This window comes from Paenibacillus sp. BIHB 4019 (genome assembly GCF_002741035.1).
GTDB lineage: Bacteria > Bacillota > Bacilli > Paenibacillales > Paenibacillaceae > Pristimantibacillus.
In genome coordinates this window covers 30,923-55,953 of record NZ_CP016808.1, presented here as the reverse complement: position 1 = coordinate 55,953, position 25,031 = coordinate 30,923, and the positions used below count along the sequence as shown (strand labels likewise).

The window sequence follows — 25,031 nt, the reverse complement described above, 5'->3', positions numbered from 1 at the left end:
CTGCTACTTGGGGCTCTTTATTCTTTTTCATGTCTATTTTATTGCTTCTTTCGGATTCGAACATTACAATGGTACTAGAAATTATACAATCGAAAGATGCAGAAATCAGGTGTTGATAAAATGAATACATTAAATGCTATAGTAACAAATCCATTAGATATGAGTGGCAGCCTCAAGGCTTTGCCGCAGCTAACCCCAGTTAACGACCCATGGGATCCTATTCGTTCAATCCAGAAGTTCGGCAAGCACCAATTGACGAGCGTGGAAATGACGATTTCAAACTTATGCAATATGCGCTGCGAGCATTGCGCGGTTGGCGATACGCTAGTTATGTCGGAGCCGGCCAAATTGCCTTTAAAGGATATGCTCAAACGATTGGATGAAGTTGAACATTTGCAGACGATAAGCATTACTGGCGGAGAGCCTTCCTATTCGGCTAAAACGGTCAAAGAATATATGCTGCCGCTGCTTCAATATGCCAGAGATCGTGGTGTTCGCTCCCAAATCAACTCTAATGTAACTTTACCATTCAGTCGCTACGAGGCGATTATTCCCTATTTGGATGTCATGCACATTTCATTTAACTATACGAATGCGGATGATTTTCACCAAGTAGGCTTTGCTAAAGCGGGTCATCATGTTTCCTACGAAGCATCGGTTAAGCTGTATGAACGAATGATTGAGAATGCACGTCTTTTAAGCAAAGCAGGCGTATTAGTATCTGCAGAGTCCATGATTAATTTCCGCACACATGATAAAATCGATGAAATTCACCGGCTCATTGTAGAAATGGGTTGCGAGCGACATGAAGTGCATCCTATGTATCCAAGTTCATTTGCTAAAGATTTGCCGGTCATCACTCGTTTGCAAATGCGACAAGCAATTGAGCGGTTATTGGATAACCGTGATCCATCAGTTTGGATGTTGTTTGGAACGCTGCCTTTTTATCAATGCAGCAATCATGCAGAGGAACGTGCGCTGCTTAGCCGTCTGGCCGCGGAGCCAAATGTCACAGTACGCAATGACCCAGATGGACGGAACCGTCTAAACGTCAATTTATTTACGGGAGAAGTATTCGTTACCGACTTTTCAGATGTTCCATCATTTGGAAATATCGCAAGCTCTAAGCTAGATGACTTGTTCACAAAATGGCTGGATCATCCGTTAGCGCAAGACGTAAACTGCTATTGCCCTGTTGCCTCTTGCTGTGGCCCCAACTTACTGGTAAAAGACATGTACTACAAAGAAGTAGATTTCCACCAACGCACAGCCCGCTTCGATTAAAGCTGCTATGAATAAAGAACGAACAAAAATGACTGACACCCTTTTGCGTGTGCCAGTCATTTTTGCGTGCTTACACATAAATATAGGAAATATGAATGTTTGCAAAAGCTCTAGTTTTTGGATGATGCCTTTACTATAAATTTTGCTTTAGCCCATTATCCCCTTAGCTCAGAAAAATGACCGCTGAACCTATAGCCTTATAGAGCGCAAAACATGGAGCGTAGAACCTAGAGTGTGAACAGAGAGCGTAGAACCTAGAGTTCAGAACAAAAGCTTAGAACCTAGAGCATGTACATGTAGTGTAGAACCTAGAGTGCGAACAGAGAGCGTAGAACCTAGAGTGCGAACAGAGAGCGTAGAACCTAGAGTGCGAACAGAGAGCGTAGAACCTAGAGTGCGAACAGAGAGCGTAGAACCTAGAGTTCAGAACAAAAGCTTAGAACCTAGAGCATGAACATGTAGCGTAGAACCAAGAGTGTGAACAGAAAACGTAGAACCAAGAGTGTGAACATGGAGCGTAGAACCTAGAGCATGAACAAAGAGTGTAGAGATCAAGATCGTGGATGTAGAACATCGAGCATGGACCATAGAACGTAGAACATTAGCCCATCCAAGCATTGATCGATAAATCAATAGATTATAAAATATCATAGAAAAATAGAAAAGGCTCGAAAGCTCGTGCTTTAGGAGTTCCGAACTTGTTAAATGGAATTGCTGCTGAGGAGAGGAACTGTTTTTTCAAAAAAAGGAAGTAGGATGAATTGAACTTGTTGTCAATGCAAACCTTGAATTAATAAAGGGGAATGCTAAAGAATAGTACTAGTGAAAACAAAAACTTAATAGAAAACTTGTGCCAAAATCTAATATGTTATTGGGTCAATTTGTGTAATATTTAATTGCGAGAAAAGAGAAAATCAATCTTTATTGGCGAAATTGAAGTTTCAAGAAATAATCAAAACCGTTGAGAAAAGTGGGCCCTAGCAAAAAGGTGCAACTGGTTAGGCTGTAATTGCAATTTTTAAAGAGGAACTGATTTATGGTTATAGTATAATATGAAAAAATTGGAGAGTTTACTCTGCCAGTGGCAATAGGACGTTATTTGATAAGGGTCTGCCCAAGCATAATGATGTAAGTTCGTACAAGAGAGAGTGCGGGTCTAGGCACGGATGATTCAGGAAAAAGCAAAGGTAGTTCAGATAAGACTGCAAATGAGTAGCGCCAATTCCCTTAAAGCAAGCATTTAATTTAATGATAGAACGTTTATATTGTGATCTAAGTAATCTCGAATCTGCCATACGGTACAATGGCTGTATAATTATATGATTAACGTATGAATCGCTAACGTAGTTGCGAGCAAAAGCAGCTGCACCTGAACGTAATAAGCATCTTTCATTCAAATGAGCAGATGGGATAACTTTGAATTTAAAGTATGAAGCAGAGCAAAGGCTGGAAGAGCAGGCTATAACAATTGAACGTTCTTTAGGTGAGTCATGATTGGATGAATGTTGCTTTCTAGCATATAACTCCACTGCAGCTTTAATAACACCAGATAACTTTTCATGTTCATCGGCTTGGCTTATAAATTGGCGAATTTTGTGGAGCATGCCCCAGGCTGTTTTATAAGTAACATGCAGAGCTATTGATATTTGAACAGCGTTAATCTGAATTTGGTGCAGGGAGATTAGAAATAACACAAGCAACCATTTGCGCAATGGTGTTCGGCTTTTGTCCATGAGAGTTCCAGCGGTTAGTGTCGTCTGATGACGGCATGAATAGCATTGATATAAATCAGAGAAACGCGAAGTGATCCTATAGGCTGCATGGTGATTGCAACGAGGACAGCGGAAACCTTCTGGCCATTTAATACTATAGAAAAAAGAATAGCATGCTTCGTTAGTGGAAAAGCGACTATCGAACTTTGCAATAGACTCAGAAATAGTAGGCATCGCTAACACCTCACTCTGATGGGAACTTATGTTCTTATTCTATCGAAATGATGATAGGAAGTCAATTAGTTAGGATCGTAGATGGAAAAAGTTTTCTGAGCTAAGGGGATAATGCCTGTAAGCAACAAAAACAGCAGAGTCTCTTTAGGACAGAGCCGCTTTCTTGAATGACTCTAAGTTTGAAATAAAACCATTACTTGATGCGGCGTTATGGCTTTTTAGAAGGGATTAGAAAGAGCCAGAGGTATGGGCCTAACGCGTTAGTGCTTGCGGGGGCTCAGCATAATTAGTATGATAAGGACACATAATTCGAGGAGGCACTTACATATGGCGGGAGAGAAGTGGACGAAGCCGGAAGCGGTTATTTTTGATATGGATGGAACGTTGTTTGAGACGGATACACTGTTAGTATCTGTTCACGAGCGGTTGTTTCAAACGTTGCGTGAAGAAGGCCTGTATAATCAGCCAACACCGCCTATTGAGCGGCTGCTCAGCTGCCTTGGCATGTTGCTGGAAGATATTTGGCGTAAAGTTATGCCTGACGCTTCAGAGGCGGCTCATAGACGCGCTGACGAGCTGATGCTGCGTTATGAGCTGGAACACCTGGAAGCAGGGGAAGGCAGATTGTATCCTCAAGCGGAAGAAATGCTGAGAAAGCTTAAGGAGTATGGCATCAAGCTGTTCGTAGCCAGCAACGGGCTGGAAGAATATGTGCGTGGTGTGGCACGCTTCAAGGGCATTTATGATTTGTTTGACGGATTGTATAGTGCAGGGGAATACCAAACGGCTACGAAAGTAGATTTGGTTGCTCAATTATTGAAAGATCATCAAATTGCATCGGCATGGATGGTTGGGGACCGTTCTTCTGATGTGGAGGCGGGAAAAGCAAACGGGCTTAAAGTAATTGGCTGCGCTTATGCAAGCTATGGACGAGATACCGAACTTGCGGGAGCAGATGTGCTGATTGCCAAGTTGCCGGATATCGTAGAGCTGTTGGCTGAGGCTTAAACGAATTGTAATAATAAGAACCTGGTTATGGCGTCTCGAAGATGACGTCACACAGCCAGGTTCTTTTTTATGTGAATCATTAGGCGGAATCGGTCGAGGATTTGCTTAAGCCATCCATATGGGTCAAGCTGCTGCTGTTGTTGGTATTAGTAATGGTGTTTTTGGCTTTTCCAGTTTTTTTCTGCCGATAAAGCCATAGGGCGTATTCTAAAGGTTTAATAATCGCCTGGTTGTAAGCCTCTCTCTCGCCCGCTTGGGCGAATACTTCCCTTGCTGGTTTGGGATTGACTTCAAGCAGCCAGATTTGGCCCTTTCGGTCAATAGCCAGATCGAGAGCAAGCTCACAAAGCCGCCCATAAACCTGCTCGAGATGTTTGGCGACATTAATGCTGAACTGTTCGGCGTCCGCCTCGATCTCTTTAACGAGTGAGGCATCGCTTACCCATTGCTGCAGCAGTTCATTCATGGGAACAGCATGGCCTCCTCCGTGAAGGTTGGAGGTTACGCTGCCAGGAGGCCCTACTCGGCCCGCGCAGCCTGTTACGCTCCAAGCGCCTTCCCCGTTTTTTTGGACGAGCATGCGGTAATCATGCACACGTCCGCTTGGAAGCTTGAGGTGGATGCCCTGCTGGGCTATATAACGGGTACCTTTTAAATCCCATGCGGATAAATAGCCGCTTAAGGAGGCTGCATTTATTTTTTGTGGGCTAATAATTCGTCTTGCTTGATCGCGGCCTTGAATGAGAAGGCTTCCGCTTTGTTTTCGCTCAATGCGCAAAATGCCTCTGCCACCTGTGCCGTTAATCGGTTTAAGGTAAATAAGCGGATGTTTGCGCAGCATCTCGGTTACGACTTGGGCATTTTCTGCAATGCGTGCTGCAGGTAGATAGTTTTTAAATCGGGCGTCCTTTATCAATGTTCGATGTATCGTCCATTTGTTGCGAAGCGGGCGGTTGAGGAAGTTGAGATGGCTATAGCGGGATCGGAATTGCAGCAATTGATCGAACCGATAAGTACGTTGAATGCGGCAGCGGTCAAAAATCATGTGCGGAAGCGGGGTCCATTTTCGCGACCATTTTTTGGATGTTTCATTATAAATTAACGCATGAATGCGATTTTGTTTGTAGTTGACGTCTTGAGGGGTGAAAATAATAATGTCGAGACCCAGCTTGCGGCCAGCAGTTGTCATTTTACGGTAAATATCCCGTTCTTCAAGCATACCGTTCTCATTGAGGTATAGCGTCAATATTCCGAGTACAGGCTGCGTCATTAGAAGTTCTCCTTTCAAAACGTAGCGTCGGCTTGCCGGTCGGTCCGGTGAACATAGATACCGCGCTCATTCCAAGGCGGAAGCATAGTGCCATGCTCGGAATGTTGTCGACCGCAACATGACAGGTTAATTGGCCTAATCTGCTTATTAAACTCCGAGCGACAGTCGTTCCGACGCCAAGCTCGCGGGCTTCTGGATGAACGACGAAAAAGCATTCCTGCTTGCTGCCATTTATTGCGAAGCCCACGCCAAGTAAACGTGAGCCTTGCCTGGCAATTGAAACGGCTGCCTCGGAATTTGCAGCATCAACTGATGGGACGAGCTGGGCAGAATTCAAGGCGCGAAAGGCTTGAATGGAGGCAGCTGTCAATCTCTTATCGCTATACTGAACAGCAAAATCAGCCAGTCGATTGCGATAGCAGTTCCATTGTTTAGGAGTGAGCAGCTGCACTTCCATCATTAAACGCCTCCTGCCTTGCCCGCTTTTTTATTTGTTAAATATAAGCCGTATTGAAAAATACGCTCAAGCGATTTTTGACGGATATGAGGTTCGTCGAATTTCATTGGCTTGGAATTGGCCTCGAAAAACCAAACGCTGCCCAAGCTGTCTATTCCAAGGTCCATCGACATCTCGCCAAGCGTTTGCCCAGAGCCGCGCTCGATCTGCCTCGCTATCAGCAAGGCGGTACGTTTAGCTTTCAGTAGTATTCTACGCGCCTGCTCTGCATTAAAAGAACTAATGAGCAGCTTCTCCGGATCTTCAATCATTCCGCCGCGAGGCACATGAGTCGTAATGCTCGAGGAGCCGGCGACCCTTGCGCCGATTCCTGTCATTTCCCATCTGCCCTGCCCGTTCTTCTGGACAAGGGCACGGAGGTCGAAGCGGCGGTCATTAAAGGAAGCAAGCTGGATGCCCTGCTGAGCGATATAGGCCTCGCCTGAGCTTTGCTTCTGGATGCGGCTCCACAGCTTCGTTATCGTAGCGCAATTATAGGTAGCACTTTTGCGCTCTTCCTGGATTTTTAAACGATAGGGCAGCTGCTTCTCGGCTTTAAGGGTAATCGTCATAATGCCTTTGCCTGCTTTGCCGCTTTCTGGCTTCAAATATAAAAAGGAATGTTTTTGCATCATTTTGCCCAGCCCGTTGAGAGACATTAACTTGCGAGTCAAAGGGATGTAGGGCTTAGTCGTTTTGGATTGGCGAAGCCATTCGAATAAATGCCACTTGTTGAAAAAAAAGGGATTGAATAATGTCACTCTGGGATCTTTAATGCAGGCATTGATTTTGTTTTTGACGGCTGGCAGCAGTTCATCCTCCCGTTGAGGGATGCGATTATAAATAATATCCGGAAAAGGGAGCAGGCGCTGCTGCCATATTTCCTGCTGTTCGTCAAAAATGAAGCCCTTCAGACTGGTCCGGCTTAAATATAGATTTTTGGCAGTGAGCACGTAAACGATAAAGCCCTGCTCCCGGCCGACACGGATTAAATCAGCAAAATTGGTGCGGTTGCCACGAAAAAGCTGAATATCATCCTCAATAGTCAAAATAGCGAGTACGGGCCTTCCGGCCCGGATCTCCGCTGTTGATTCCTGTTCTTTAACCAGCTGCTCCATCAGCTGTCACCCCCTTGGAACTTGCTGAGGTACAGGCAATGTTCAATGATATAATCCAGTGAGGCGCGACCTTCCGATTTTAAGGAAGGATGCTTGAATATAGAACGGCCAGGTTTGGCATTCGCTTCAAACATCCATATCTCGCTATTTTTATCAATTCCGATGTCAAGCCCCAGCTCGCCAAGACGGTGCGGATAGTTGCGTTCAATGGCTTCCGAAAGGTTGATGGCGACCTGCTTCGCTTTGTCGAGCACATCGGCAGCCTCGCTGCCGAAGGTCCGGCTTAGCGCCTGCTGCGGCGTCATGAGGGAGCCGCCGTTTTTGACATGGGTAGTGACGCTGCCCCGTCCGGCTTTTTTTGCGCCAATTCCTGCGGGCACCCATTCGTTCTGGCCGTTTTTATGCATATGAAAACGGAAATCAAGCGGACAGCCGTCAATTTCGGCGAGCCGTATTCCCTGTTGGACGACATAGTTATTTAACGAGCTGCCGTGGCGCGCATGCAGCATGCGGATCATGCTCTGGAAGTTCGTAAAGCGCAGCAGCACATTTTGATTCCCTTTGCGGTACCTTGCAAAATAGCCCCGCTTAGGGTGATAGGTCAAGCGATAAATGCCAATGCCGAGGCTTCCGGCTGTAGGCTTGAAATATAAGAATTGATGCTCTTCCAGCATCTCCTTGATTTTTTCCGGCGTAGGGCCTGACACCGATTCAGGCAAATGCTGCAGGGCCTCTGGGTCTTTATCGAGCAGCTTGTAGACATCCGATTTATTGAAGAAGCTCCAATTGAAAAACGGGATTTTCTTCCTTACAAACCGCTCGCGCAGCGAGTTGATCATGGTTGAGGTTTCCGCTTTGCGGCTGGGAAGCCGATTGTATACAACGTCAGGAAGCGGAACCGTTTTGCGATACCAGCTGCCCTGGGAGTTCAAGAAGTAGCCATTGACGGTTTCCTGCTGCCAGTTGATGTCGTTTGGCGTAAAGCCAAACAAATATGCTTTGTGCTCTCCCGACCGGATGACTTGCTTAATGAAGCCGGTTCTTGCGCCAAATGGCGCACTATCGGAGGAAGGGGATCCAATATCGCTTAAAATACCGACCAAGGGCCCTAGCTGGATTTCATTATTTCCGGATTGAAGCAAAAAAATATTGCCAGTCTTCGGTACTTTGATAGACTGGCGGACGCCCGCCGATAAATACAGATGGTTGCCTTGGCGCTTGACTGGGCGAATGGCAGCTGTAATGACTTCTCTGCCTAGCTTGAGGAGCATCGTTTTTTTGCCTGACAGCTTCAGTTCTTTAAGAAGCGGACTGGACAGATAGACGACTCGATCGGTTTGTTGGGAAAAGTGTACGTTGCAAGTTGTCAAACTCATGGAAGAACCTCCTGAACGTTTTCATACCGAGAACGGTCTAATACGGGTGATGGAGTAATTAACGGCGTATGGAGACGGCGGGCCAGCATTTGGGCATAGCCTAATGGCCGCTCAAGAGATTGTGCAGCACATCTCTCAAGGCCAAGTCGCCTAAACGCCGATCTTCCTGGTCTGGAGTTCGCTTCCAGAAGCCATAATCGTCTGCCCTGCTCAATGCCAAAATCAAGTCCAAGCTCAGCTAGTCTGCCGAAGCGCTGTTCAAGCTGCTCGGCTGCATACAGGCTTATTTCGTGAATTTGCTTCAATAAAAGATCATTTATGGCTTCGCTGTATTCCGCTATAAGCAGTTCCTTCGCAGATCTGACCCCGCCTCCTCCGTGGAGGTTGGAGGTGATCGAGCCGCTCTGTCCGCAGCGGGCTGCAAGGCCCGTTACTTGCCAGCGTCCATGCGCATCTTTCTGTACCAAAGCCCTTATATCGAAAGGTTCGCCTGTTGTTAGCTGAAGCTGCAAATACGGCTGAATAATGTAGCTGGCATTTCCGATAAACTGGGCTACCCATTGCTCCAGCGCTTTCAAGCTGAGGAGCTGCTTCTGAAAAGGGAAATTGCTTTTGCTGCGCCCTGAGACGGTCCAATACCCTTCGGTATGCCGCCTGAGCAGCAAGGCTCCTTTGCCCTGCATGCCTGAAGCGGGCTTGAGAAACAGCCCGGAGCCTGGAGCTGAAAGACGGCTGCGCAGCATCGCGCCATGGCTATAACGCAGGGTAGTAGGCAGAAGCGGCTCGATACGCTCATCGCTCGCCAGCGCTTCATAAACCTCCCATTTGGACGGGAGGCTGCCGTTCAAAATGATATGCGGCTTGCACGCTGCAATAGCTTGCAGGGCGCTGCGACAAGCAAGCTGCTCTTCCGTGTTTTTGCAAAAGCGCCGATCGTAAATAATATCGGGCAGCCTGCAGAAGCCCTTCTCCCATCTTTGATTCAGAAAGCGATAGCCCTGAAGCTGACCGTTATCTTCATTAAATTCGGAGGGAGAAAAGACGTAAAAGTCGATTTTTTTCCTTCTAGCGGTTTCCGCAAGCTGCTTGTAAAAGGCGGGCTCTGGAAGCCGCGGCTCCTCCTGCGTGGCATGCATCTCAATGGAAGCAACATATAATCCGATCGTCATGCCTTCTGCTGTCATAGGCGCCTCCGCTAGAAGCCCGATAAAAAACGGGAATATTGAATAACCATGCGAACTGAGGGACGAATTTTGTTGTCATTCAGCGGCGTATTGTCATTTTTGGAAGGCTTGGAGTTGACCTCCAGCAGCCATACCCTGCCGCTCGTATCAATAGCCAGATCGATGCCGAGCTCACCGAAGTGGGCGGGAATATGCGTCTCAATTCCTTTGGCAATGAGGAGCGCTGCATGCTGCAGCCTACTCGAAGTATCCGCTCGGCCGCTCGTCAAGTTGGATTTGGAAATGGCCTCGCTAACCGTACTTAATGTGCCGCCCCGCGCGAGGTTGGAAACAAAATGCTGACCGCCAGCTGTTCGGGCTACAATCGAAGTGATTTTCCATTTTCCGCTGACATTTTTCTGTACGAGCGCCCGGAAGTCGACGGGCCGCTTCTGGATTTCAATCAGCTGGAGGCCTTGCTGCACCTGGTAGCGGACGGTTTTCATTTTTGCAGAGATGGCGGAATAGACTTTAAGCTGGTTTGGATAAAGCTGCTTGCGCGAGCCTGTCGTTGTCGTAAATTGGGCCTGGTAGCCGCCCGTTTCAGTCTTTGATACTCGAATGATCCCTTTGCCAAGGCTTCCTGTGACAGGCTTCAAAAAGATGTTGGCGTGTTTGCTGCACATGGCTTTAAAGGTGGCAAAGCTGCGCAGTGAATAAGACTCTGGCAAATAGCGAATGGCGGATTCGTCCTTCTTGAGCGCTTCAAAAACTTCCGTTTTATCGAGAAACTTTTCATTGAAAACAGTGGTCTGAAACCTGGATTTTACTTCTTTGAAAAAATGTTGTACGCTGGGTTTGTTCTCTAGTTTTCGGGAAGTTAGTCGATTGTTAATGACATTTGGAATGGGAAGCGACGCTCTTTGCCAGCCGCCCGCATAAATCCAGCCTTCCACGGTTTGCTGCCCGCCAGATAATTGGCCGGGGGTGAAAAAACACACATGCCCGCCCTGTGCAGCGCAGCCGTCAACCAACTCCTTGCAGAACATGGTGATCGAGCCAAATGGCTTATCTGGCGTCCCTGGATAATCCCTGCTGATCAGAATACCGATAAGCGGGCCGAGTGAAAGCGTCGCTGATCCGGATTTATAGTTGATTCTTAAGGTAGCTCCATTCGAAATGCCCATCTTGCGTGCTAGACTTTGGCTAATTCGAATGCCGTCATAACGTGTGACGGGCAATACTTTGACATGTTGCTTAAGTGAGCCGAAGGTCATCGCTACAGGCTGGCCCTGAGGGATTTTCCATTGTTTCATATAGGCTTCGCCCAGCATGAGCGTATCCTCGGCGAGCATGCCTGAGCTGATAACCTGGACGGCTACTTTCGATTTGAGCATCGTAAATCTCCTTCCAAGCAGGAGGATTCCGGCAAGCGGGTAACAGCCGCTGGGTGTTTTGCACGAATTAATTCATCATATGAGGACATCTATCCCTTGGTGATTAGATACTAACAGCTGTTCACGCAAATAATGGAGGGGAAAAGCCATGAATGTTTACGACAAAACGTATGAACTGGCCAAAGCGTTAAAGGACAGCGAGGAAGCGCGCTTGCTCAAAGAGGCAAAGCGGGCTGCAGATGCTGATCCAGATGCAAAACGGATGCTTGATGATTTTCGCGAGCGCCAAAACGAGCTGCAGCAGAAAATGATGGCGGGCGAGGAACCTTCCGCGGTCGATATGGATACGCTGAACAAGCTGTATGAGGTCATTTCGCTAAATCCGCTCGTTAGCGGCTTGATGGAGGCTGAGCGCCGCTTCTCCATCGTGTTTGAGGACATAAACCGCATTATGTCCGATGTGCTAAAATCCATCGTTGATTAACGCCGGCGGTCATATCCCTCGTCCTTGCTTCATATAATGTGAGGAGTGCTACCAGAGGAGCTGAGGGATATGAGAAAAGGCAGGAGCCGTCATGTATTATATTTGCTAGCTGCGGTAGCGATGCTAGTCTACGGGGTGCCCAGACTGGATTTGGGCGCTCCATGGAGCGGGACAAGCTTATTTGGCATCGTCTGGCTGGTGTTCTCGCTTGTCATTGTGGCGGCGCAAATCGATGCGCTGATGCAAGGCGAAGCGAGGCGGCAGCAGATGCAGCGCATTAAACGGGCCAAAAGCCGGGCGCTTGAGCGCAAGCTGCAGCAGGTTGTTGCCGGGCGGCGCGCGCGGGGCTAGCTAGCAAAAGCGAAACAAAAACAAATAAGGCCCAGCGAAGGTCGCTGAGCCTTATTTGTTTTTCAAACATTAATCCAATTCTTTGAACTGGACGAGCTGCTTTACGAATTTGTAAACCGCTTCTTGTTCTTTGACGGTTAGTCCATGTAATTGATGGGCGATTTTGTCGGCGTAACTATTGTCTTCTGGGCTTGTCTGCTGCGAAGCATCCAAATGAACAAGCTGTTCCAGCGGAGAGTCGAGCGCTGCAGCAATTTTGCCGAGAACATCGACGGTAGGACTTTTCTCTCCTCGCTCGACTTGCCCCATATACGAAGCATTAATGTCCGCTCTGAGCGCCAGCTGCTCTTGGCTAAGGCCTCTCATTTTGCGCAGTGTGCGGATGTTATCTCCTATGTATCGGGCAAATTTACTCAAATTGTTCACCTCAGCCTAAAGATAGAGCTTTAGATGCCAACCAACAACGTTCTATAGAACCTATTAAATATAATGACTAAAGTCATTGACGGAAATACCCGACTTTATTATAATTATGTAAAATGGTCCTTATTAAACTTCTTTTTACTTAAAAGGTTCTTTTTACAAGGAGATTGGGAGATGGTAGAAGAATTTGAGTTTTTCCGCAAAGTTCAGCTGCATTACTGTCAAGTGCGATTCCACGTGCGTTTGAGCTATACGATTTTTCACAAAAAAGAGAAACTGCTGCTTGCGCATGGTATTTTGCGCTGCCGGGTTGAGCCTCATTCACAAATGGTTGAATATCGTATCAGCTTGGAATCGGAAGCGGCGTCTCGCCCTTATAGCGAGAAGGCCACGATTTTATTTTCCACCGTTTACGAAGAAATTCCGCAGCAATCGGTTAAGATGACGGATGTGCCTGCTTATCAATTGCGTTATTCGGTACCGATTGTTTACGATTGGCAAGCTTTCATTATTGAAGGCATGAGTACAGCTTTAAGCAAAGGCGTATTGCAGCCTGTGTTCGATAAATATCGTTTTGTGGACAAGCAGGGCAAGGAAATAGACGCGAAACTTAAGGTCGCCGCCGTTATGGTGGATTGGTATAATGAAAGCATTAATAGTTAGCCAGCAGTGTTGAAAGCCAGAGGGAGGTACAGGTGTGTCTAAAGTCGGTTCCGGTTCAGAGACCAGCACCAAGCATGAGCTGATTCTTGCACATATTCAAGAGCTGAAGATCGGAACGAAAATCTCGGTCAGAGTGATTGCAAAAACGCTGGGAGTCAGTGAAGGAACAGCCTATAAAGCCATTAAAGAAGCGGAAGCAACCGGACTCGTCAGCACAAAGGAACGAATTGGGACGGTGCGCATCGACCGTAAAAGAAAAGAAGCGCTCGACCAGCTTACGTTTGGCGAAGTAGCGGAAATTGTAGAAGGCCAGCTGTTTGGTGGCGCATCCGGCCTTGAAAAAACGCTGCATAAGTTCGTTATCGGCGCTATGGAGCTCGATGCTATGCTGCGTTATATCGATGAAGACAGCCTGCTTATTGTCGGCAACCGGATCGGTGCGCATAAGCGGGCGCTGGAGCAAGGAGCGGGCGTGCTTATTACAGGCGGCTTCGAGACGAGCGAAGAGGTTAAAGCGCTTGCGGATGAGAAGGGGCTGCCTATTCTCTCTTCGCGATACGATACGTTTACCGTTGCGTCCATGATTAACCGCGCTATGTACGACCGTCTCATTAAGCGAAAAGTGATGCTGATTGAAGATTTGGTTACATTCAGCAGACCAGCGGATGTGCTGCATCCCGGAGACACGGCAGGCAGCTTCAAGGAACTGCGGCGCAGAACAGGTTATTCACGTTTTCCCGTGGTGGATGACCGCGGCAAAGTCATTGGGATGATGACGGCAAAGGATGCCTCCGGCGCACTGGATGAGCAGACCGTCGATAAGCTGATGACCCGCCATCCGATTACGGCAGCACCGAATATTACCGTTACATCCGCAGCTCATACGATGGCGGCGGAAGGGATTGATTTGCTGCCTATCGTTGATCGGCATCGCAAGCTGCTTGGTGTCATTAGCCGCCAGCAGGTGATTGATGCGCTGCGGTTTGCGGGCAAACAGCCGGAATCGGGCGAAACGTTCGATGATTTAATGTGGTCCAGATTTATGGCGAGTGAAGATGCGGCTGGCGAGTTTGTTTATAAAGGGGTCGTAACGCCGCAAATGTCAGGCTCGCTTGGGATGATATCGGAAGGCGTGCTCGTTACGCTTATGACGCAGGCTGGCAGGAGAATGATTCGCGAGACGGGGAAACGTGATTATTTGCTCGAAAGCATGACGACTTATTTTGTAAAGCCAGTAGAAATGGACAGTGAAATAACGATTATACCGCGGGCGATGGAGATGAGCCGCAAATCAACGAAGCTGGAAATTGAAGTGAGGGATCGAAACGGGCTGGCAGCGAAAGCGATGATGTCAGCCCAAATGATTGATCCATAAACATAAAGCAACCAGAGCGGCCGCTCTGAAAAAAAGGCAAGCGGAGTGAACGGAGCAAAGCTGTAATAGCGCTGCGTTCGCCGCTGCCTTTTTTTTAGCGTCGCGTCGTGCGCAGCATGCTGAGATTGCGCAGTCCAGCGAAAAGATTGAATAGGCCAATGACCATGAATAGCGCTCCGATAACGATGCGCACAGTGGATTCATTGGACAGAAACAGCTGAACGCCGGCAATAAATATGAGCATGACGCCCATGCTTATATTCATTCTGGCCCCGTACAGCATACGCTTTGCACCATCAGCTGCTCTGCGGGATCTGTAGCTGAAAATAACGGTCAGCAGCAGGGTGAGGAAGATGACGGGTGCGAATAAATATTGCAGCAGTGAATCCATTCGTTCTAAAGCAGCTCCTTTGCAAGCGGAATGATTGGGCTCTATTCCGCATTTCTGCTGCTATTGTAGCATGAATAGGGACATAAACAGAAGCAGCGCAGCGGGTGTCTTTACGCTGCACTGCTTTTTTTAATAAATGACTAGAAGCGTGGTGAAAAGGCGAAGCGGAATGAAAAGGTTGAGCTGGAGAAGCGTCAGCGTTCGTTTTTACCCTTGAATTTCCCCCTTTAGCGGGTATATTTATAGAAATTCAAGGGTAATGGCGATCGGAAGCCAAGCTTTTCATGCAGCGCAGCCTCTGTTTCACCACGCTTCTAGCTCGGTCCGCGATCATGCAGGCGGACTTTAACCCACAGCTGCAGCACATTATCGACGACAAGCATCGTTTTGACCTCGACCTCGTAATCCTTCTCCAGTACTCCGTTGTAAACTCTCTTGCTCAAAAGCTTCCTTGCAAACTGCGCATTGGAATCAATCTCGTAGATGCTTTGCCCGATAAAAACGGACAGATCGGCTTTGATCCGCCGAATCAGCTCAGCCTCTGTCATTTTATCCAGCTGCGGACGGCCTGCGTTTTGCCCGGCCTCCAGCTCAATTCTCGGCAAAATGCTCTTGATGACCGTGTGCTGATGCTTGAACTCCTTAAGATTGCCAATGTCCTGCTCGTATTGCTCCAGTTGAATTTCGAGCTCGCTTTTGAGACTGACAAGCGCCTCAAATTGTGCTTGGTAGAGGGAGTTGTAAACGACCGCGCCGACAACCATGCCGAGCAGAAGCATGCCAAACATTTGCAGCCCTTTAATATATCGCTCAAACGGGGGCAGCCGCATCGCTTAGCCCGTCCCTTTGCAAATGAGCCTGACAAGCTCCGTGCCCATATGAGCCCCGAGAAAAGCAGCGATAATATAGCCAACCTGCTGTGCCGCCGGGGACAGATGTCCCTCCATAATGTTGCTTTCTATGACGCGCATTGGATCAATGGAGCCGCCTACTGCGGCTACTATAGCCCATATTTTTAAATTTGCCGCTGTGTTGACCATCATGGAGGTGGGGGGCATCAGCAGAAAAACCGATCCAATGCCAGCGAGCATTGAGCCGCCTAATACGACGCCAAAGGCAATAAAGAAATCGAGCCCTGCCTTCATCAAAAAATAATTCACTTCGCTCACCCGCTCTCTTCGCCAAGTGGAGCCCGTCCGGCTCCTATTATCATTGTATGGGCGGTGCCGTGGCGATTATGATAAAATAGACAAATAGAGATGGAACACCTGAGGGGGCGAGGCGCAATGACCGCTAAAGAGTCGCCATTCGTGCATTTGCACGTTCATAGTGAATATAGCTTGCTTGATGGCGCGGCACGGATTCGCGATTTGACAGCCCGCGCTGCCGATCTGGGAATGAAGGCGCTGGCGCTTACGGACCATGGCGTCATGTATGGAGCCATTCCGTTCATCCGTGCCTGCCAACAGCATGGTATTAAGCCGATTGTAGGCTGTGAGATGTATATGACCGCAAGCTCGCGGTTTGAGAAAGGCTCGCGTAAGGAAAACCCGATCTATCATTTAATTTTGCTTGCCAAAAATGAAACAGGCTATCGCAATCTCATGAAGCTGAGCTCGATTGCCCATTTGGAAGGCTTTCATTATCGTCCGCGCGTCGATCCGGAAATGCTGGCGAAGCATGCGGAAGGCATCGTCTGCCTGAGTGCCTGCCTTGGAGGCGAAGTTTCGCAGCATTTGCTGCATGACAGGCCCGATGAAGCGCGCAAGGCGGCACAGCGGTACCGGGACATTTTCGGCGATGATTTTTATTTGGAGCTTCAGGATCATCATTTGCTGGAGCAGAAAAAAGTGAATGCAGCGATGATTGGGCTGGCGCAGGAAACCGGCATTCAGCTGGCGGTTACGAACGATGTCCATTATATGACTGCGGCTGATGCAGAAATGCAGGATGTGCTCATTTGCATTGGGACAGGCAAATCCGTCGATGACGAGGACCGTATGAAAATGCAGACGGACCAAATGTATTTAAAGAGCGGGGAGGAGATGGAGGCCCTATTCCACCATGTGCCTCAGGCTATTGCAAATACGGCAGTTATCGCGGATAAGTGTACGCTTGAGCTGGCTTTCGGACGGGCGCCGCTTCCGGTATTTCATCCCGTGCCAGAGGGAGCAAGCTCAGCAGGGTATTTGCAGCAGCTATGCAGCGAAGGACTGCTTGCAAGATACAGCCTGCTGCCAGAGTGGACGCAGGAGCCGGACTTCCGCCAGCAGGCGGAGCAGCGGTTAGCCTATGAGCTGTCTGTCATTGAAAAAATGGGCTTTAGCGATTATTTTCTTATCGTCTGGGATTTTATCCGTTTTGCCCATGAGCAGGGCATTCGTACAGGCCCGGGACGGGGCTCTTCAGCCGGCTCCCTGGTTGCTTATGCACTGAAAATCACCGATGTAGATCCGCTGAAATACAAGCTGCTCTTTGAGCGGTTTCTAAATCCGGAGCGCATATCGATGCCCGATATTGATATCGACTTTAATGATGAGCGCCGGGATGAAGTCATTGCCTATGTCGCCCAAAAATACGGCGAAGGGCATGTTGCCCAAATTATTACGTTTGGCACCATGGCGGCGAAAGCGGCGGTCCGCGACGTCGGACGCGCGATGAATGTGCCGTTTGCCGAGGTGGATCGCGCGGCGAAGCTCATTCCGCGCCAGCTCGGCATTACGCTTGCCGAGGCGCTGCGGACGACTGAGGGACTGCGCGAGGCGGCGGAGCGCCTGCCGAAGACGGCAGCGATGCTGGATATGGCGCTTAAGGTAGAGGGCATGCCGCGCCATGCTTCTACGCATGCGGCTGGTGTTGTCATTGCCAGCGAGCCGCTGACGGAGTATGTGCCGCTGCAAGCGGGCGGCGAAGGGGCTATTTTAACCCAATATTCGATGGAGCATCTGGAAGCCATTGGGCTGCTCAAGATGGACTTTCTGGGACTGCGTACCCTTTCGATTTTGGAGCGAACGCTGAATTGGGTAAAGGAGCAGTATGGCGAGGAGATTGATTTCCGCACGATTCCCGACAATGACCCCGAAACGTATGCGATGCTCGGCCGCGGCGAGACGACGGGCATTTTTCAATTGGAGTCTTCCGGCGTGCGCCGCGTATTGCGGGATTTGAAGGCATCGGAGTTCGAGGATATCGTATCGGTTCTTGCTTTGTACCGTCCGGGTCCGATGGAATTTATTCCGAAATATATTCAAGGCAAGCATGGCGAGGTGCAGGTGGAATATCCTCATCCATCCCTTGAGCCGATTTTATCCGATACGTATGGCATTATCGTGTACCAAGAGCAAATTATGCAGATTGCCTCCAGCATGGCCGGTTTCTCGCTGGGCGAAGCGGATTTGCTGCGCCGTGCCGTTTCGAAGAAAAAGCGCGAGGTGCTGGATGAGCAGCGGGAGCATTTTGTGAAGGGCAGTGTGACGCAGGGCTACAGCGAGGACGAGGCGAATCTCGTTTACGATATGATCGTGCGTTTTGCAGACTATGGATTCCCGCGGGCGCATGCGGCTGCTTATGGCGTACTTGCATTTCAGACGGCATGGCTGAAGGCGCATTATCCGGTTCCCTTTATGGCTTCGATGCTGGCATCCGTGAACGGCAACCAGCGGAAAACGGCGGAATACGTCGATGAATGCCGCCGAATGGGCATTCAGGTGCTGCCGCCCGATGTCAACGAGAGCGGAGTGACGTTCACGCCGGTTGAAGGGGCCGTGCGCTTTGGGCTGGCGACGGTGAAAAATGTCGGTACGCAGGCGATTGAAGCGCTGCGCAAGGAGCGGGCGGACAAGCCGTTTGAAAGCTTGCTTGACCTGTGCCGCCGCGTCGATTTGCGCGTCGTGAACAAGCGCGTGCTGGAATCGCTTATCCAGGCTGGCGCCTTCGACTCGCTGCCAGGGCACCGGGCGCAATTGCTCGGTGCCCTGGAGGAGACGGTCGAAGCGGCGGTGAAATGGCGCAAGGAGCGCGCCGAACTGCAGATCGAGCTGTTCGGCTTTGATGAGGTGCAGAACTGGGATGTGGAGCTGCCGGACATCAGGCCGTTCTCAACAGCTGAGCAGCTGGAGTTTGAACGCGAGCTGCTCGGCATGTATTTGTCAGGGCATCCGCTCGACGCAGTGGAGGAGCAGCTTGCGCCGCTCGGGCTCGACCGTCTGTTCGAGCTGGCAGATAGCGCGGAAGGCGCGCCGGCGGTAGCGGCGGTGCATATTGTGTCGCTGAAGCCGTTCACGAACAAGAAGGGCAATGCGATGGGGTTTCTAGAGCTGGAGGATCGCATCCTCCGCGTCGAAGCCGTTGTGTTCCCGGCAGTGTGGAAACGCTGCGCGGACAAGCTGGAAAAGGGCGGCCTCGCCATTGTGCAGGCGACCGTGCAGCATCAGGATGAGGAGTTTAAGCTCATCCTGGAGGATGTTGTGCCGCTTGCAGGCGGAGCTGCTGCGGCAGGGGCGCCGCTCGCAGAGCAGGCGCAGCGCTTGCAACGGCAAGCGCAAGCCCGCGCCGCGAGAGGCGCGTGGCCCGGTCCCGGACAGGCGAAGCCGTCCGGGCAGGGCAAGGGCGGGGCGGCAGCGCCAGCCGCCCCGGCGGGCCGCGGGCCCGGCACTGCTGCTGCAGGCGAAGCGCAGCAGCAGTCGCCGCGGGCACCGCGGCAGGAACCCGCTGGGCGTAAGCGCCAGCGGGTTTACATCAAGCTCGCAGCCGCGCGCGAGCAGCTTGCCGCGCTGGAGCGGCTCAAGCAGCTGCTGGCCGAGCACCCCGGCCAGCTGGACACCGTTCTGTTCTACGAACGTGAACAGAAGTTGATCGCCCTTAGCGACAGCTACCGCGTCAAGCCGTCACCGGAATTGTTCGGCGAGATTGAGCAGTTATTCGGCGAAGGGGCTGTCGTTGTCAAATAGGAGCAAGCAGCATACGTTGCAAGCATAAATTACAGGAGTTCATAGCCAGACAGACAAGGCTCCTGCAAAGGTTAGACGTTTTGAGGTTAGACGGTTTGATTTCACTTAATAATCGCGAAGCTTAAATATGGCGAAGCGATCACTCATAGGGCTGGCCTTAGCTGTCTACAGCGGAGGCCAGCCCTATTTTCAAGCCCATGCTGCTCATTTCTCTTATTTCTCTTGCTTCGTTATCCTCGTTTCCTCGTATTTCTGGCTTTCTTCTCTTATTTCGTTCTCTCCGCTTTCTAAGTTTTCACCCTGCGACCTCTTGCGCAAGCGAATTCAAAATGATGCACATATCTTTCGTTATCCGCATACATTTAGGGATACAAGCGGAGAAATGCGGGAGGTCAGCTGTTGCTTGCGGGCTATGGGGATACAGCTTCCGCGAAAGGCAGCATCGTTATTAGGGCCCCGAAAGCCGCATTGCCGCTGCTTACGCTGCATAACAGCGTACAAGCATGGGAGGGATGGACATGGCTTCGACATCCAAGATTGAAGCGTGGCTGGGCAAGCGCGGAGTGAAGGTCGATGATATCGCTGAGATTGTGTATACGCTGCAGCGTCCTTACAATGCGAGCTTAAGCATGAAGGAATGCGAGGACAGCGTTCGGGCTGTACTAGGCAAGCGCGAGGTGCAGTATGTGCTGTATACGGGCATCGCTTTAGACGAGCTGGCGGAGCGCAAGCTATTGCCTGAACCGCTGCAGGCGATTATGGAAAATGACGAGTCGCTGTATGGGGTAGATGAGACGCTGGCGCTTGGCATTACGAACGTGTACGGGATGATCGGCTTGACGAGTTTTGGTTATTTGGATAAAGTGAAGCCTGGCATTATTAATCAGCTTAATATAAAAGGGCGGCATATTCATGTGTTCCTCGATGATCTCGTTGCGGGACTTGCGGCGGCCGCATCGGCAAGAATTGCACATCAGGACCCGAAAGCGCAGCAATACCATTTGCCCGATTCCCCATGATTATGATACTATTATAAGATCATATGACCTGTTAACGGGACTTAGCTATGTTTAAGATGTAAACTTTGCCCGTAGCAAAGTTTTCAGGAGGTACCATAATGTGGACGGTCATTTATATCGCGCCAACAGCAAAAATCGCAGAGAATATCAAGAAACGGCTTACGGAAGAAGGATTTCTCGTGAAGATCCGTCCAGTCAATCTGTCTAAACAGCAATTTGAAATATTGGTGCCGTCGGGTGAGCTGGAGGAAGTTCAAGAAGTGTTTAACTCCTTGTTTCAGCCGTAATGGATTCCCTTATTCGATTGCGCCTTGAGAGGTGTCATACGTGCAAATTAAGGACTTGTTTACGAAGAAGAAATACGCGACAGTACCTTCGGAGCGCCCTAAACGCGACATTCCAGAAGGACTGATGAATAAGTGTACGCGGTGCGGAACGATTCAATACAGCAAAGAGCTGGAGAAGAATCTGAAGGTCTGCTCCTCCTGTGGCTATCACTTCCGCCTTTCGGCTTGGGAGCGCATTGCTATGACGCTTGATGAAGGACAGCTGACGGAATACGATACTGACCTAGTATCGGAAGATCCGCTTGGTTTCCCTGGTTATGCAAGCAAGCTGGAGCAGCAACTGGCTAAAAATCCGAATTTGCGTGAAGCAGTTGTTACCGGCGAAGGAACTATCGGCGGTCTTCCTGTCGTTGTCGCTGTCATGAGCTTTGACTTTTTCAGCGGCAGCATGGGCTCGGTCGTAGGTGAAAAGATAACGCGGGCTGTAGAAGCGGCGCTTGACAAGCGCCTGCCGCTTATTATTTTCTCGACATCGGGTGGCGCACGCATGCAGGAAAGCATCCTGAGCCTTATGCAAATGGCGAAAACAAGCGCAGCGCTCTCCAAGCTTCATGAAGCGGGCGGCTTGTTTATCTCGGTATTCACCGATCCAACGATGGGTGGCGTCTCGGCGAGCTTCGCAAGTCTTGGCGACTACAATTTGGCCGAGCCTGGCGCATTAGTAGGCTTTGCAGGCCGCATTGTAATCGAGCAGACGATTCGCCAGAAGCTGCCGGACAACTTCCAGACGGCGGAATTCAATTTGCAGCATGGCCAGCTTGATATGGTTGTACACCGTAACGACATGAAGCATATGCTGACCAAGCTGCTTGATATGCATACCGCAGGGGAGGGATTGTCTAATGGCGGGTGAGCTTCCGTTCGAGAAACCGCTCAGTGATTTAAGGGAAAAGATAAAGACGCTGGAAACGCTCGCGGCGGGCAATGGCATGGATTTTTCCGAGGAAATTGCCCGGCTTGAGGAGCGCTGCAAGCAGCTGGAACAGGAAATGTACCAGGAGCTGACCCCTGCGCAAAAAATGCATGTAGCGCGCCACCATCAGCGTCCAACGACGCTGGATTTCATTCAGGCGGTGTTTACCGATTTCATCGAGCTGCATGGCGACCGCCTGTTTGCCGATGATTTGGCTATCGTAGGCGGACTTGCCAAGCTGAACGGGGTACCGGTAACGGTTGTCGGACACCAGCGCGGCAAGGATACGCGCGACAACATCGCCCGCTTCTTCGGAAGTCCCCACCCGGAAGGTTTCCGCAAGGCGCTGCGCTTCATGCAGCAAGCTAATAAATTTAATCGCCCCATTATTACTTTTATTGATACGAAAGGCGCTTATCCTGGCAATACTGCTGAGGAACGGGGCCAATCGGAAGCAATTGCCCGTAATTTGCGGGAGATGGCTGGTTTCGGCGTGCCGATCATATGCGTCGTTATTGGCGAAGGCGGCAGCGGCGGCGCACTTGCGCTTGGCGTAGGCAACCGGGTGCTCATGCTGGAAAATGCGATTTATTCAGCAATTTCGCCGAATGGAGCAGCTTCGATTCTCTGGAAGGATGCATCGAAAGCTGATCAGGCGGCGGAAGCGATGAAGATTACAGCCAAAGATTTACTCGCGTTTGAAGTCATCGAGGACATTGTAGAGGAGCCGCAGGGCGGTGCGCATCGTGATCTTGATTTTACAGCAGAGCACTTGAAGACCAAGCTGTGGAGCCATTTGCAGGAGCTGCGCGCCATGACGCCGGAAGAGCTGAAAGAGGACCGCTACAGCAAATTCCGCAAAATCGGCAAGTTCCAAATTGCCCAGCAGACGCTGGCAGAAGAACAGCAAACCGTTGAGCTGGCAGACGAGCCTTCCGAGGCAGCGGCAGCAGGCGGAGAACCAAGCACCGAGAAAGCAGCACAGCCGGAATCGGCGCAGGTATAGTTTACAAATATTTTATACTGTACAAGCTGCCCGTAATCGTGTAATTTAAGTTGTGGTCAAGGTGAAACGGCTTTCGCCGTCCTATGGCGGCACAGCGCGTTTCATTCCGAGAAATATAAGCCTATTTATATGTGAACAACTTATAAATTCTTATATTTTTAAAAGAAGATCAACTAGCAAGGCCTACCATTCAAGCAGGCAATATAACGGAGGAAAACTAAACATGCGCAAAACAAAGATTGTATGTACAATCGGACCATCCAGCGAATCACTTGAAAACACGAAGAAGCTTATTCAAGCGGGCATGAATGTCGCTCGTCTGAACTTCTCCCACGGCGATTTTGAAGAGCACGGTAACCGCATCAAGAATATTCGTCAAGCAAATATCGAACTCGGCAAAACAACTGCCATTCTCCTTGATACGAAAGGTCCGGAAATTCGTCTGGGCAAATTGAAAGAAGAGCCAATTGAACTGGTGCAAGGCGAGAAAATCGCTTTGACAACAGAAGAAATTCTTGGCGACGTAACGCGTATTCCGATTACTTATACGGATCTGCCTAACGACGTTTCGGTTGGTTCGACCATTTTGATCGATGACGGCCTAATTGGCTTGACGGTTGAAGAGGTGCAAGGAACAGAAATCATTTGCCGCATCGTCAACAGCGGTCAAATTAAAAGCAAGAAGGGCGTTAACGTACCAGGCGTAAACATCTCGCTTCCTGGTATTACTGAGAAAGACGCGAACGACATCGTGTTCGGCATCGAGCAAGGCGTAGATTTCATCGCGGCTTCCTTCGTGCGTAAAGCAAGCGATGTTTTGGAAATTCGTGAGCTTCTGGAGCGCCACAACGCGGGTCATATCCAAATTATTTCTAAAATTGAGAACCAGCAAGGTGTAGACAACCTTGATGAAATTTTGGAAGTTTCCGACGGCCTGATGGTTGCCCGTGGCGACCTTGGCGTTGAAATTCCAGCAGAAGAAGTACCGCTCGTACAAAAATCGATGATTCAAAAATGTAATCGCGCTGGCAAGCCCGTTATTACAGCAACACAAATGCTGGATTCGATGCAGCGCAACCCGCGTCCGACTCGTGCTGAGGCGAGCGACGTTGCGAACGCGATTTTCGACGGTACAGATGCGATCATGCTTTCCGGCGAAACAGCTGCTGGTAAATATCCAGTTGAATCGGTACAAACGATGGCTCGTATCGCTGAGCGTGCAGAATCGGCTCTTGAATACCGTGAAATTTTCACGAAACAAGCGAATGCACAGCAAACAAGCGTAACGGAAGCAATTTCCCAAGCGGTTGCTAATTCCGCATTTGACCTGAAAGCGAAAGCGATCGTTACTTCGACGCAAAGCGGCTTCACTTCCCGTATGGTATCCAAATACCGTCCGAAAGCGCCGATCATTGCGGTAACAACAGAAGAGACGGTAATGCGTCGCTTGGCACTTGTATGGGGCGTTATTCCAGTTAAAGGCGCTCTAGTTGATTCCACAGACGGTTTGTTCGAAAATGCAGTAACTGGCGCACTTAGCACTGGTTTGCTTGCTCTTGGCGATACAATCGTTATTACGGCTGGTGTGCCAGTAGGCCGCTCCGGAACAACAAACCTGATCAAAATTCACCACATTGGCGAGCTTCTGGCAAATGGACAAGGCATCGGCAGCCAAACAGCTACTGGTACAGTAGTCGTTGCCCGCACGCCTGAAGAAGCTATTGCAAAAACAAAACAAGGTTCGATTCTGGTAACCGTATCGACCGATAAAGAATATATGCCTGCATTCGAGAAAGCGGCTGCTGTCGTAACGGAGCAAGGCGGCATTACTAGCCATGCGGCTGTTTGTGGCATCAACCTCGGAATTCCAGTTATTCTGGGCATTTCTAATGCTACAACTATTTTGGAAGATGGCATGGAAGTTACGCTTTACGGCGAAACAGGCGTTATTTATTCCGGCCAATCCAAGTCTGTATAATTTTTAAAAATGTAGGAAAGTATATGATTTCGTCATACTTTCTCTATATTTCTCGGACTGAAACACCATGCGCC

Annotated in this window: 23 protein-coding genes and 1 pseudogene; 12 read left to right on the top strand and 12 right to left on the bottom strand. The window is 49.6% G+C overall.

Features of this window, described 5'->3' with window-relative positions; translation table 11 throughout:
• The first annotated feature begins 120 nt into the window (after positions 1–120).
• Positions 121–1,284 (top strand): radical SAM/CxCxxxxC motif protein YfkAB, encoded by a 1,164-nt coding sequence (yfkAB, locus tag BBD42_RS00250; protein WP_481855907.1) that lies wholly within the window; start codon positions 121–123, stop codon positions 1,282–1,284.
• Positions 1,285–2,354: 1,070 nt separating this feature from the next.
• Here yfkAB and BBD42_RS00245 read toward each other — a convergent pair.
• Entirely contained in the window at positions 2,355–3,017 is a 663-nt protein-coding gene (locus BBD42_RS00245) for a hypothetical protein (RefSeq protein WP_237163306.1), read from the bottom strand.
• An 84-nt stretch (positions 3,018–3,101) separates the two neighbouring features.
• Positions 3,102–3,230, bottom strand: a pseudogene (locus BBD42_RS32775) (transposase); the annotation flags it as partial.
• Positions 3,231–3,557: 327 nt separating this feature from the next.
• Here BBD42_RS32775 and BBD42_RS00240 point away from each other — a divergent pair.
• Positions 3,558–4,238, top strand: coding sequence for an HAD family hydrolase (locus BBD42_RS00240; protein WP_099516514.1), 681 nt, complete (start codon positions 3,558–3,560; stop codon positions 4,236–4,238).
• Positions 4,239–4,317: 79 nt separating this feature from the next.
• On the opposite strand, the gene BBD42_RS00235 is transcribed toward BBD42_RS00240, so the two are convergent.
• The 6 genes from BBD42_RS00235 to BBD42_RS00210 are packed head-to-tail and all read right to left on the bottom strand — an operon-like array spanning position 4,318 to position 11,058.
• Complete coding sequence (locus BBD42_RS00235) at positions 4,318–5,508, bottom strand: YheC/YheD family endospore coat-associated protein (protein WP_099516513.1); 1,191 nt, start codon at positions 5,506–5,508, stop codon at positions 4,318–4,320.
• Entirely contained in the window at positions 5,465–5,968 is a 504-nt protein-coding gene (locus tag BBD42_RS00230; RefSeq protein ID WP_150131488.1) for a GNAT family N-acetyltransferase, read from the bottom strand. Before BBD42_RS00230 ends, BBD42_RS00235 begins: the two co-directional genes overlap by 44 nt.
• Positions 5,968–7,122 carry a YheC/YheD family endospore coat-associated protein gene (locus BBD42_RS00225; protein WP_099516511.1) on the bottom strand — a complete coding sequence of 385 codons (1,155 nt, stop codon included), beginning with the start codon at positions 7,120–7,122 and terminating at the stop codon, positions 5,968–5,970. Before BBD42_RS00225 ends, BBD42_RS00230 begins: the two co-directional genes overlap by 1 nt.
• Entirely contained in the window at positions 7,122–8,498 is a 1,377-nt protein-coding gene (locus BBD42_RS00220; RefSeq protein ID WP_099516510.1) for a YheC/YheD family endospore coat-associated protein, read from the bottom strand. The genes BBD42_RS00225 and BBD42_RS00220 overlap by 1 nt, the downstream gene beginning before the upstream one ends.
• Positions 8,495–9,682, bottom strand: coding sequence for a YheC/YheD family endospore coat-associated protein (locus BBD42_RS00215; protein WP_099516509.1), 1,188 nt, complete (start codon positions 9,680–9,682; stop codon positions 8,495–8,497). The genes BBD42_RS00220 and BBD42_RS00215 overlap by 4 nt, the downstream gene beginning before the upstream one ends.
• A gap of 11 nt (positions 9,683–9,693) precedes the next feature.
• Positions 9,694–11,058, bottom strand: coding sequence for a YheC/YheD family endospore coat-associated protein (locus BBD42_RS00210; protein ID WP_099516508.1), 1,365 nt, complete (start codon positions 11,056–11,058; stop codon positions 9,694–9,696).
• Positions 11,059–11,206: 148 nt separating this feature from the next.
• Between BBD42_RS00210 and BBD42_RS00205 the strand changes: the two genes are divergently transcribed.
• Together BBD42_RS00205 and BBD42_RS00200 are read left to right on the top strand one after the other, a co-directional pair.
• Positions 11,207–11,542 carry a YlbF/YmcA family competence regulator gene (locus tag BBD42_RS00205; RefSeq protein WP_099516507.1) on the top strand — a complete coding sequence of 112 codons (336 nt, stop codon included), beginning with the start codon at positions 11,207–11,209 and terminating at the stop codon, positions 11,540–11,542.
• A 69-nt stretch (positions 11,543–11,611) separates the two neighbouring features.
• On the top strand, positions 11,612–11,893 hold the full coding sequence (locus BBD42_RS00200; RefSeq protein ID WP_056039781.1) for a hypothetical protein: 282 nt from the start codon (positions 11,612–11,614) through the stop codon (positions 11,891–11,893).
• A gap of 69 nt (positions 11,894–11,962) precedes the next feature.
• Here BBD42_RS00200 and BBD42_RS00195 read toward each other — a convergent pair whose 3' ends face one another.
• Positions 11,963–12,310 carry a helix-turn-helix domain-containing protein gene (locus BBD42_RS00195; protein WP_046228758.1) on the bottom strand — a complete coding sequence of 116 codons (348 nt, stop codon included), beginning with the start codon at positions 12,308–12,310 and terminating at the stop codon, positions 11,963–11,965.
• A 180-nt stretch (positions 12,311–12,490) separates the two neighbouring features.
• On the opposite strand from BBD42_RS00195, the gene BBD42_RS00190 reads away from it, so the two are divergent.
• Complete coding sequence (locus BBD42_RS00190) at positions 12,491–12,979, top strand: hypothetical protein (RefSeq protein WP_099516506.1); 489 nt, start codon at positions 12,491–12,493, stop codon at positions 12,977–12,979.
• A gap of 34 nt (positions 12,980–13,013) precedes the next feature.
• Positions 13,014–14,354 carry a DRTGG domain-containing protein gene (locus tag BBD42_RS00185; RefSeq protein WP_046228760.1) on the top strand — a complete coding sequence of 447 codons (1,341 nt, stop codon included), beginning with the start codon at positions 13,014–13,016 and terminating at the stop codon, positions 14,352–14,354.
• A gap of 94 nt (positions 14,355–14,448) precedes the next feature.
• Here the strand turns inward: BBD42_RS00185 and BBD42_RS00180 are convergent, their stop codons facing one another.
• The 3 genes from BBD42_RS00180 to BBD42_RS00170 all read right to left on the bottom strand — a co-directional run bounded on the left by BBD42_RS00180 (position 14,449) and on the right by BBD42_RS00170 (position 15,905).
• Positions 14,449–14,745, bottom strand: a complete 297-nt coding sequence (locus BBD42_RS00180) for a YtpI family protein (RefSeq protein ID WP_056039788.1) — start codon at positions 14,743–14,745, stop codon at positions 14,449–14,451.
• A 314-nt stretch (positions 14,746–15,059) separates the two neighbouring features.
• Positions 15,060–15,575, bottom strand: a complete 516-nt coding sequence (locus tag BBD42_RS00175; protein WP_099516505.1) for a sporulation membrane protein YtrI — start codon at positions 15,573–15,575, stop codon at positions 15,060–15,062.
• A 3-nt stretch (positions 15,576–15,578) separates the two neighbouring features.
• Positions 15,579–15,905 carry a YtrH family sporulation protein gene (locus BBD42_RS00170; protein WP_056040129.1) on the bottom strand — a complete coding sequence of 109 codons (327 nt, stop codon included), beginning with the start codon at positions 15,903–15,905 and terminating at the stop codon, positions 15,579–15,581.
• 126 nt (positions 15,906–16,031) lie between these two features.
• Here BBD42_RS00170 and BBD42_RS00165 point away from each other — a divergent pair, with 126 nt between their 5' ends.
• The 6 genes from BBD42_RS00165 (at position 16,032) to pyk (ending at position 24,957) form a co-directional block, all read left to right on the top strand.
• Complete coding sequence (locus tag BBD42_RS00165) at positions 16,032–19,694, top strand: DNA polymerase III subunit alpha (RefSeq protein ID WP_099516504.1); 3,663 nt, start codon at positions 16,032–16,034, stop codon at positions 19,692–19,694.
• 518 nt (positions 19,695–20,212) lie between these two features.
• Entirely contained in the window at positions 20,213–20,713 is a 501-nt protein-coding gene (locus BBD42_RS00160; RefSeq protein WP_099516503.1) for a phosphatidylglycerophosphatase A family protein, read from the top strand.
• Between the two features lie 98 nt (positions 20,714–20,811).
• Complete coding sequence (locus tag BBD42_RS00155; RefSeq protein ID WP_046229439.1) at positions 20,812–21,000, top strand: hypothetical protein; 189 nt, start codon at positions 20,812–20,814, stop codon at positions 20,998–21,000.
• A 40-nt stretch (positions 21,001–21,040) separates the two neighbouring features.
• Complete coding sequence (accD, locus tag BBD42_RS00150; RefSeq protein WP_099516502.1) at positions 21,041–21,913, top strand: acetyl-CoA carboxylase, carboxyltransferase subunit beta; 873 nt, start codon at positions 21,041–21,043, stop codon at positions 21,911–21,913.
• A complete protein-coding gene (locus BBD42_RS00145) occupies positions 21,903–22,979 on the top strand; it encodes an acetyl-CoA carboxylase carboxyltransferase subunit alpha (protein WP_099516501.1) in 1,077 nt (358 codons plus the stop codon). The genes accD and BBD42_RS00145 overlap by 11 nt, the downstream gene beginning before the upstream one ends.
• A 223-nt stretch (positions 22,980–23,202) precedes the next feature.
• Positions 23,203–24,957 (top strand): pyruvate kinase, encoded by a 1,755-nt coding sequence (gene pyk, locus BBD42_RS00140; protein ID WP_056039801.1) that lies wholly within the window; start codon positions 23,203–23,205, stop codon positions 24,955–24,957.
• Positions 24,958–25,031: the final 74 nt, after the last annotated feature.

What these genes read in the sequence shown, in the direction of transcription:
- yfkAB (WP_481855907.1), top strand. Translation starts at nt 121, where the DNA reads ATGAATACATTAAATGCTATAGTAACAAATCCATTAGATATGAGTGGC.
- BBD42_RS00245 (WP_237163306.1), bottom strand. Translation starts at nt 3,017, where the DNA reads ATGGACAAAAGCCGAACACCATTGCGCAAATGGTTGCTTGTGTTATTT.
- BBD42_RS00240 (WP_099516514.1), top strand. Translation starts at nt 3,558, where the DNA reads ATGGCGGGAGAGAAGTGGACGAAGCCGGAAGCGGTTATTTTTGATATG.
- BBD42_RS00235 (WP_099516513.1), bottom strand. Translation starts at nt 5,508, where the DNA reads ATGACGCAGCCTGTACTCGGAATATTGACGCTATACCTCAATGAGAAC.
- BBD42_RS00230 (WP_150131488.1), bottom strand. Translation starts at nt 5,968, where the DNA reads ATGATGGAAGTGCAGCTGCTCACTCCTAAACAATGGAACTGCTATCGC.
- BBD42_RS00225 (WP_099516511.1), bottom strand. Translation starts at nt 7,122, where the DNA reads ATGGAGCAGCTGGTTAAAGAACAGGAATCAACAGCGGAGATCCGGGCC.
- BBD42_RS00220 (WP_099516510.1), bottom strand. Translation starts at nt 8,498, where the DNA reads ATGAGTTTGACAACTTGCAACGTACACTTTTCCCAACAAACCGATCGA.
- BBD42_RS00215 (WP_099516509.1), bottom strand. Translation starts at nt 9,682, where the DNA reads ATGACAGCAGAAGGCATGACGATCGGATTATATGTTGCTTCCATTGAG.
- BBD42_RS00210 (WP_099516508.1), bottom strand. Translation starts at nt 11,058, where the DNA reads ATGCTCAAATCGAAAGTAGCCGTCCAGGTTATCAGCTCAGGCATGCTC.
- BBD42_RS00205 (WP_099516507.1), top strand. Translation starts at nt 11,207, where the DNA reads ATGAATGTTTACGACAAAACGTATGAACTGGCCAAAGCGTTAAAGGAC.
- BBD42_RS00200 (WP_056039781.1), top strand. Translation starts at nt 11,612, where the DNA reads ATGAGAAAAGGCAGGAGCCGTCATGTATTATATTTGCTAGCTGCGGTA.
- BBD42_RS00190 (WP_099516506.1), top strand. Translation starts at nt 12,491, where the DNA reads ATGGTAGAAGAATTTGAGTTTTTCCGCAAAGTTCAGCTGCATTACTGT.
- BBD42_RS00180 (WP_056039788.1), bottom strand. Translation starts at nt 14,745, where the DNA reads ATGGATTCACTGCTGCAATATTTATTCGCACCCGTCATCTTCCTCACC.
- BBD42_RS00175 (WP_099516505.1), bottom strand. Translation starts at nt 15,575, where the DNA reads ATGCGGCTGCCCCCGTTTGAGCGATATATTAAAGGGCTGCAAATGTTT.
- BBD42_RS00165 (WP_099516504.1), top strand. Translation starts at nt 16,032, where the DNA reads ATGACCGCTAAAGAGTCGCCATTCGTGCATTTGCACGTTCATAGTGAA.
- BBD42_RS00160 (WP_099516503.1), top strand. Translation starts at nt 20,213, where the DNA reads ATGGCTTCGACATCCAAGATTGAAGCGTGGCTGGGCAAGCGCGGAGTG.
- BBD42_RS00155 (WP_046229439.1), top strand. Translation starts at nt 20,812, where the DNA reads ATGTGGACGGTCATTTATATCGCGCCAACAGCAAAAATCGCAGAGAAT.
- BBD42_RS00145 (WP_099516501.1), top strand. Translation starts at nt 21,903, where the DNA reads ATGGCGGGTGAGCTTCCGTTCGAGAAACCGCTCAGTGATTTAAGGGAA.
- pyk (WP_056039801.1), top strand. Translation starts at nt 23,203, where the DNA reads ATGCGCAAAACAAAGATTGTATGTACAATCGGACCATCCAGCGAATCA.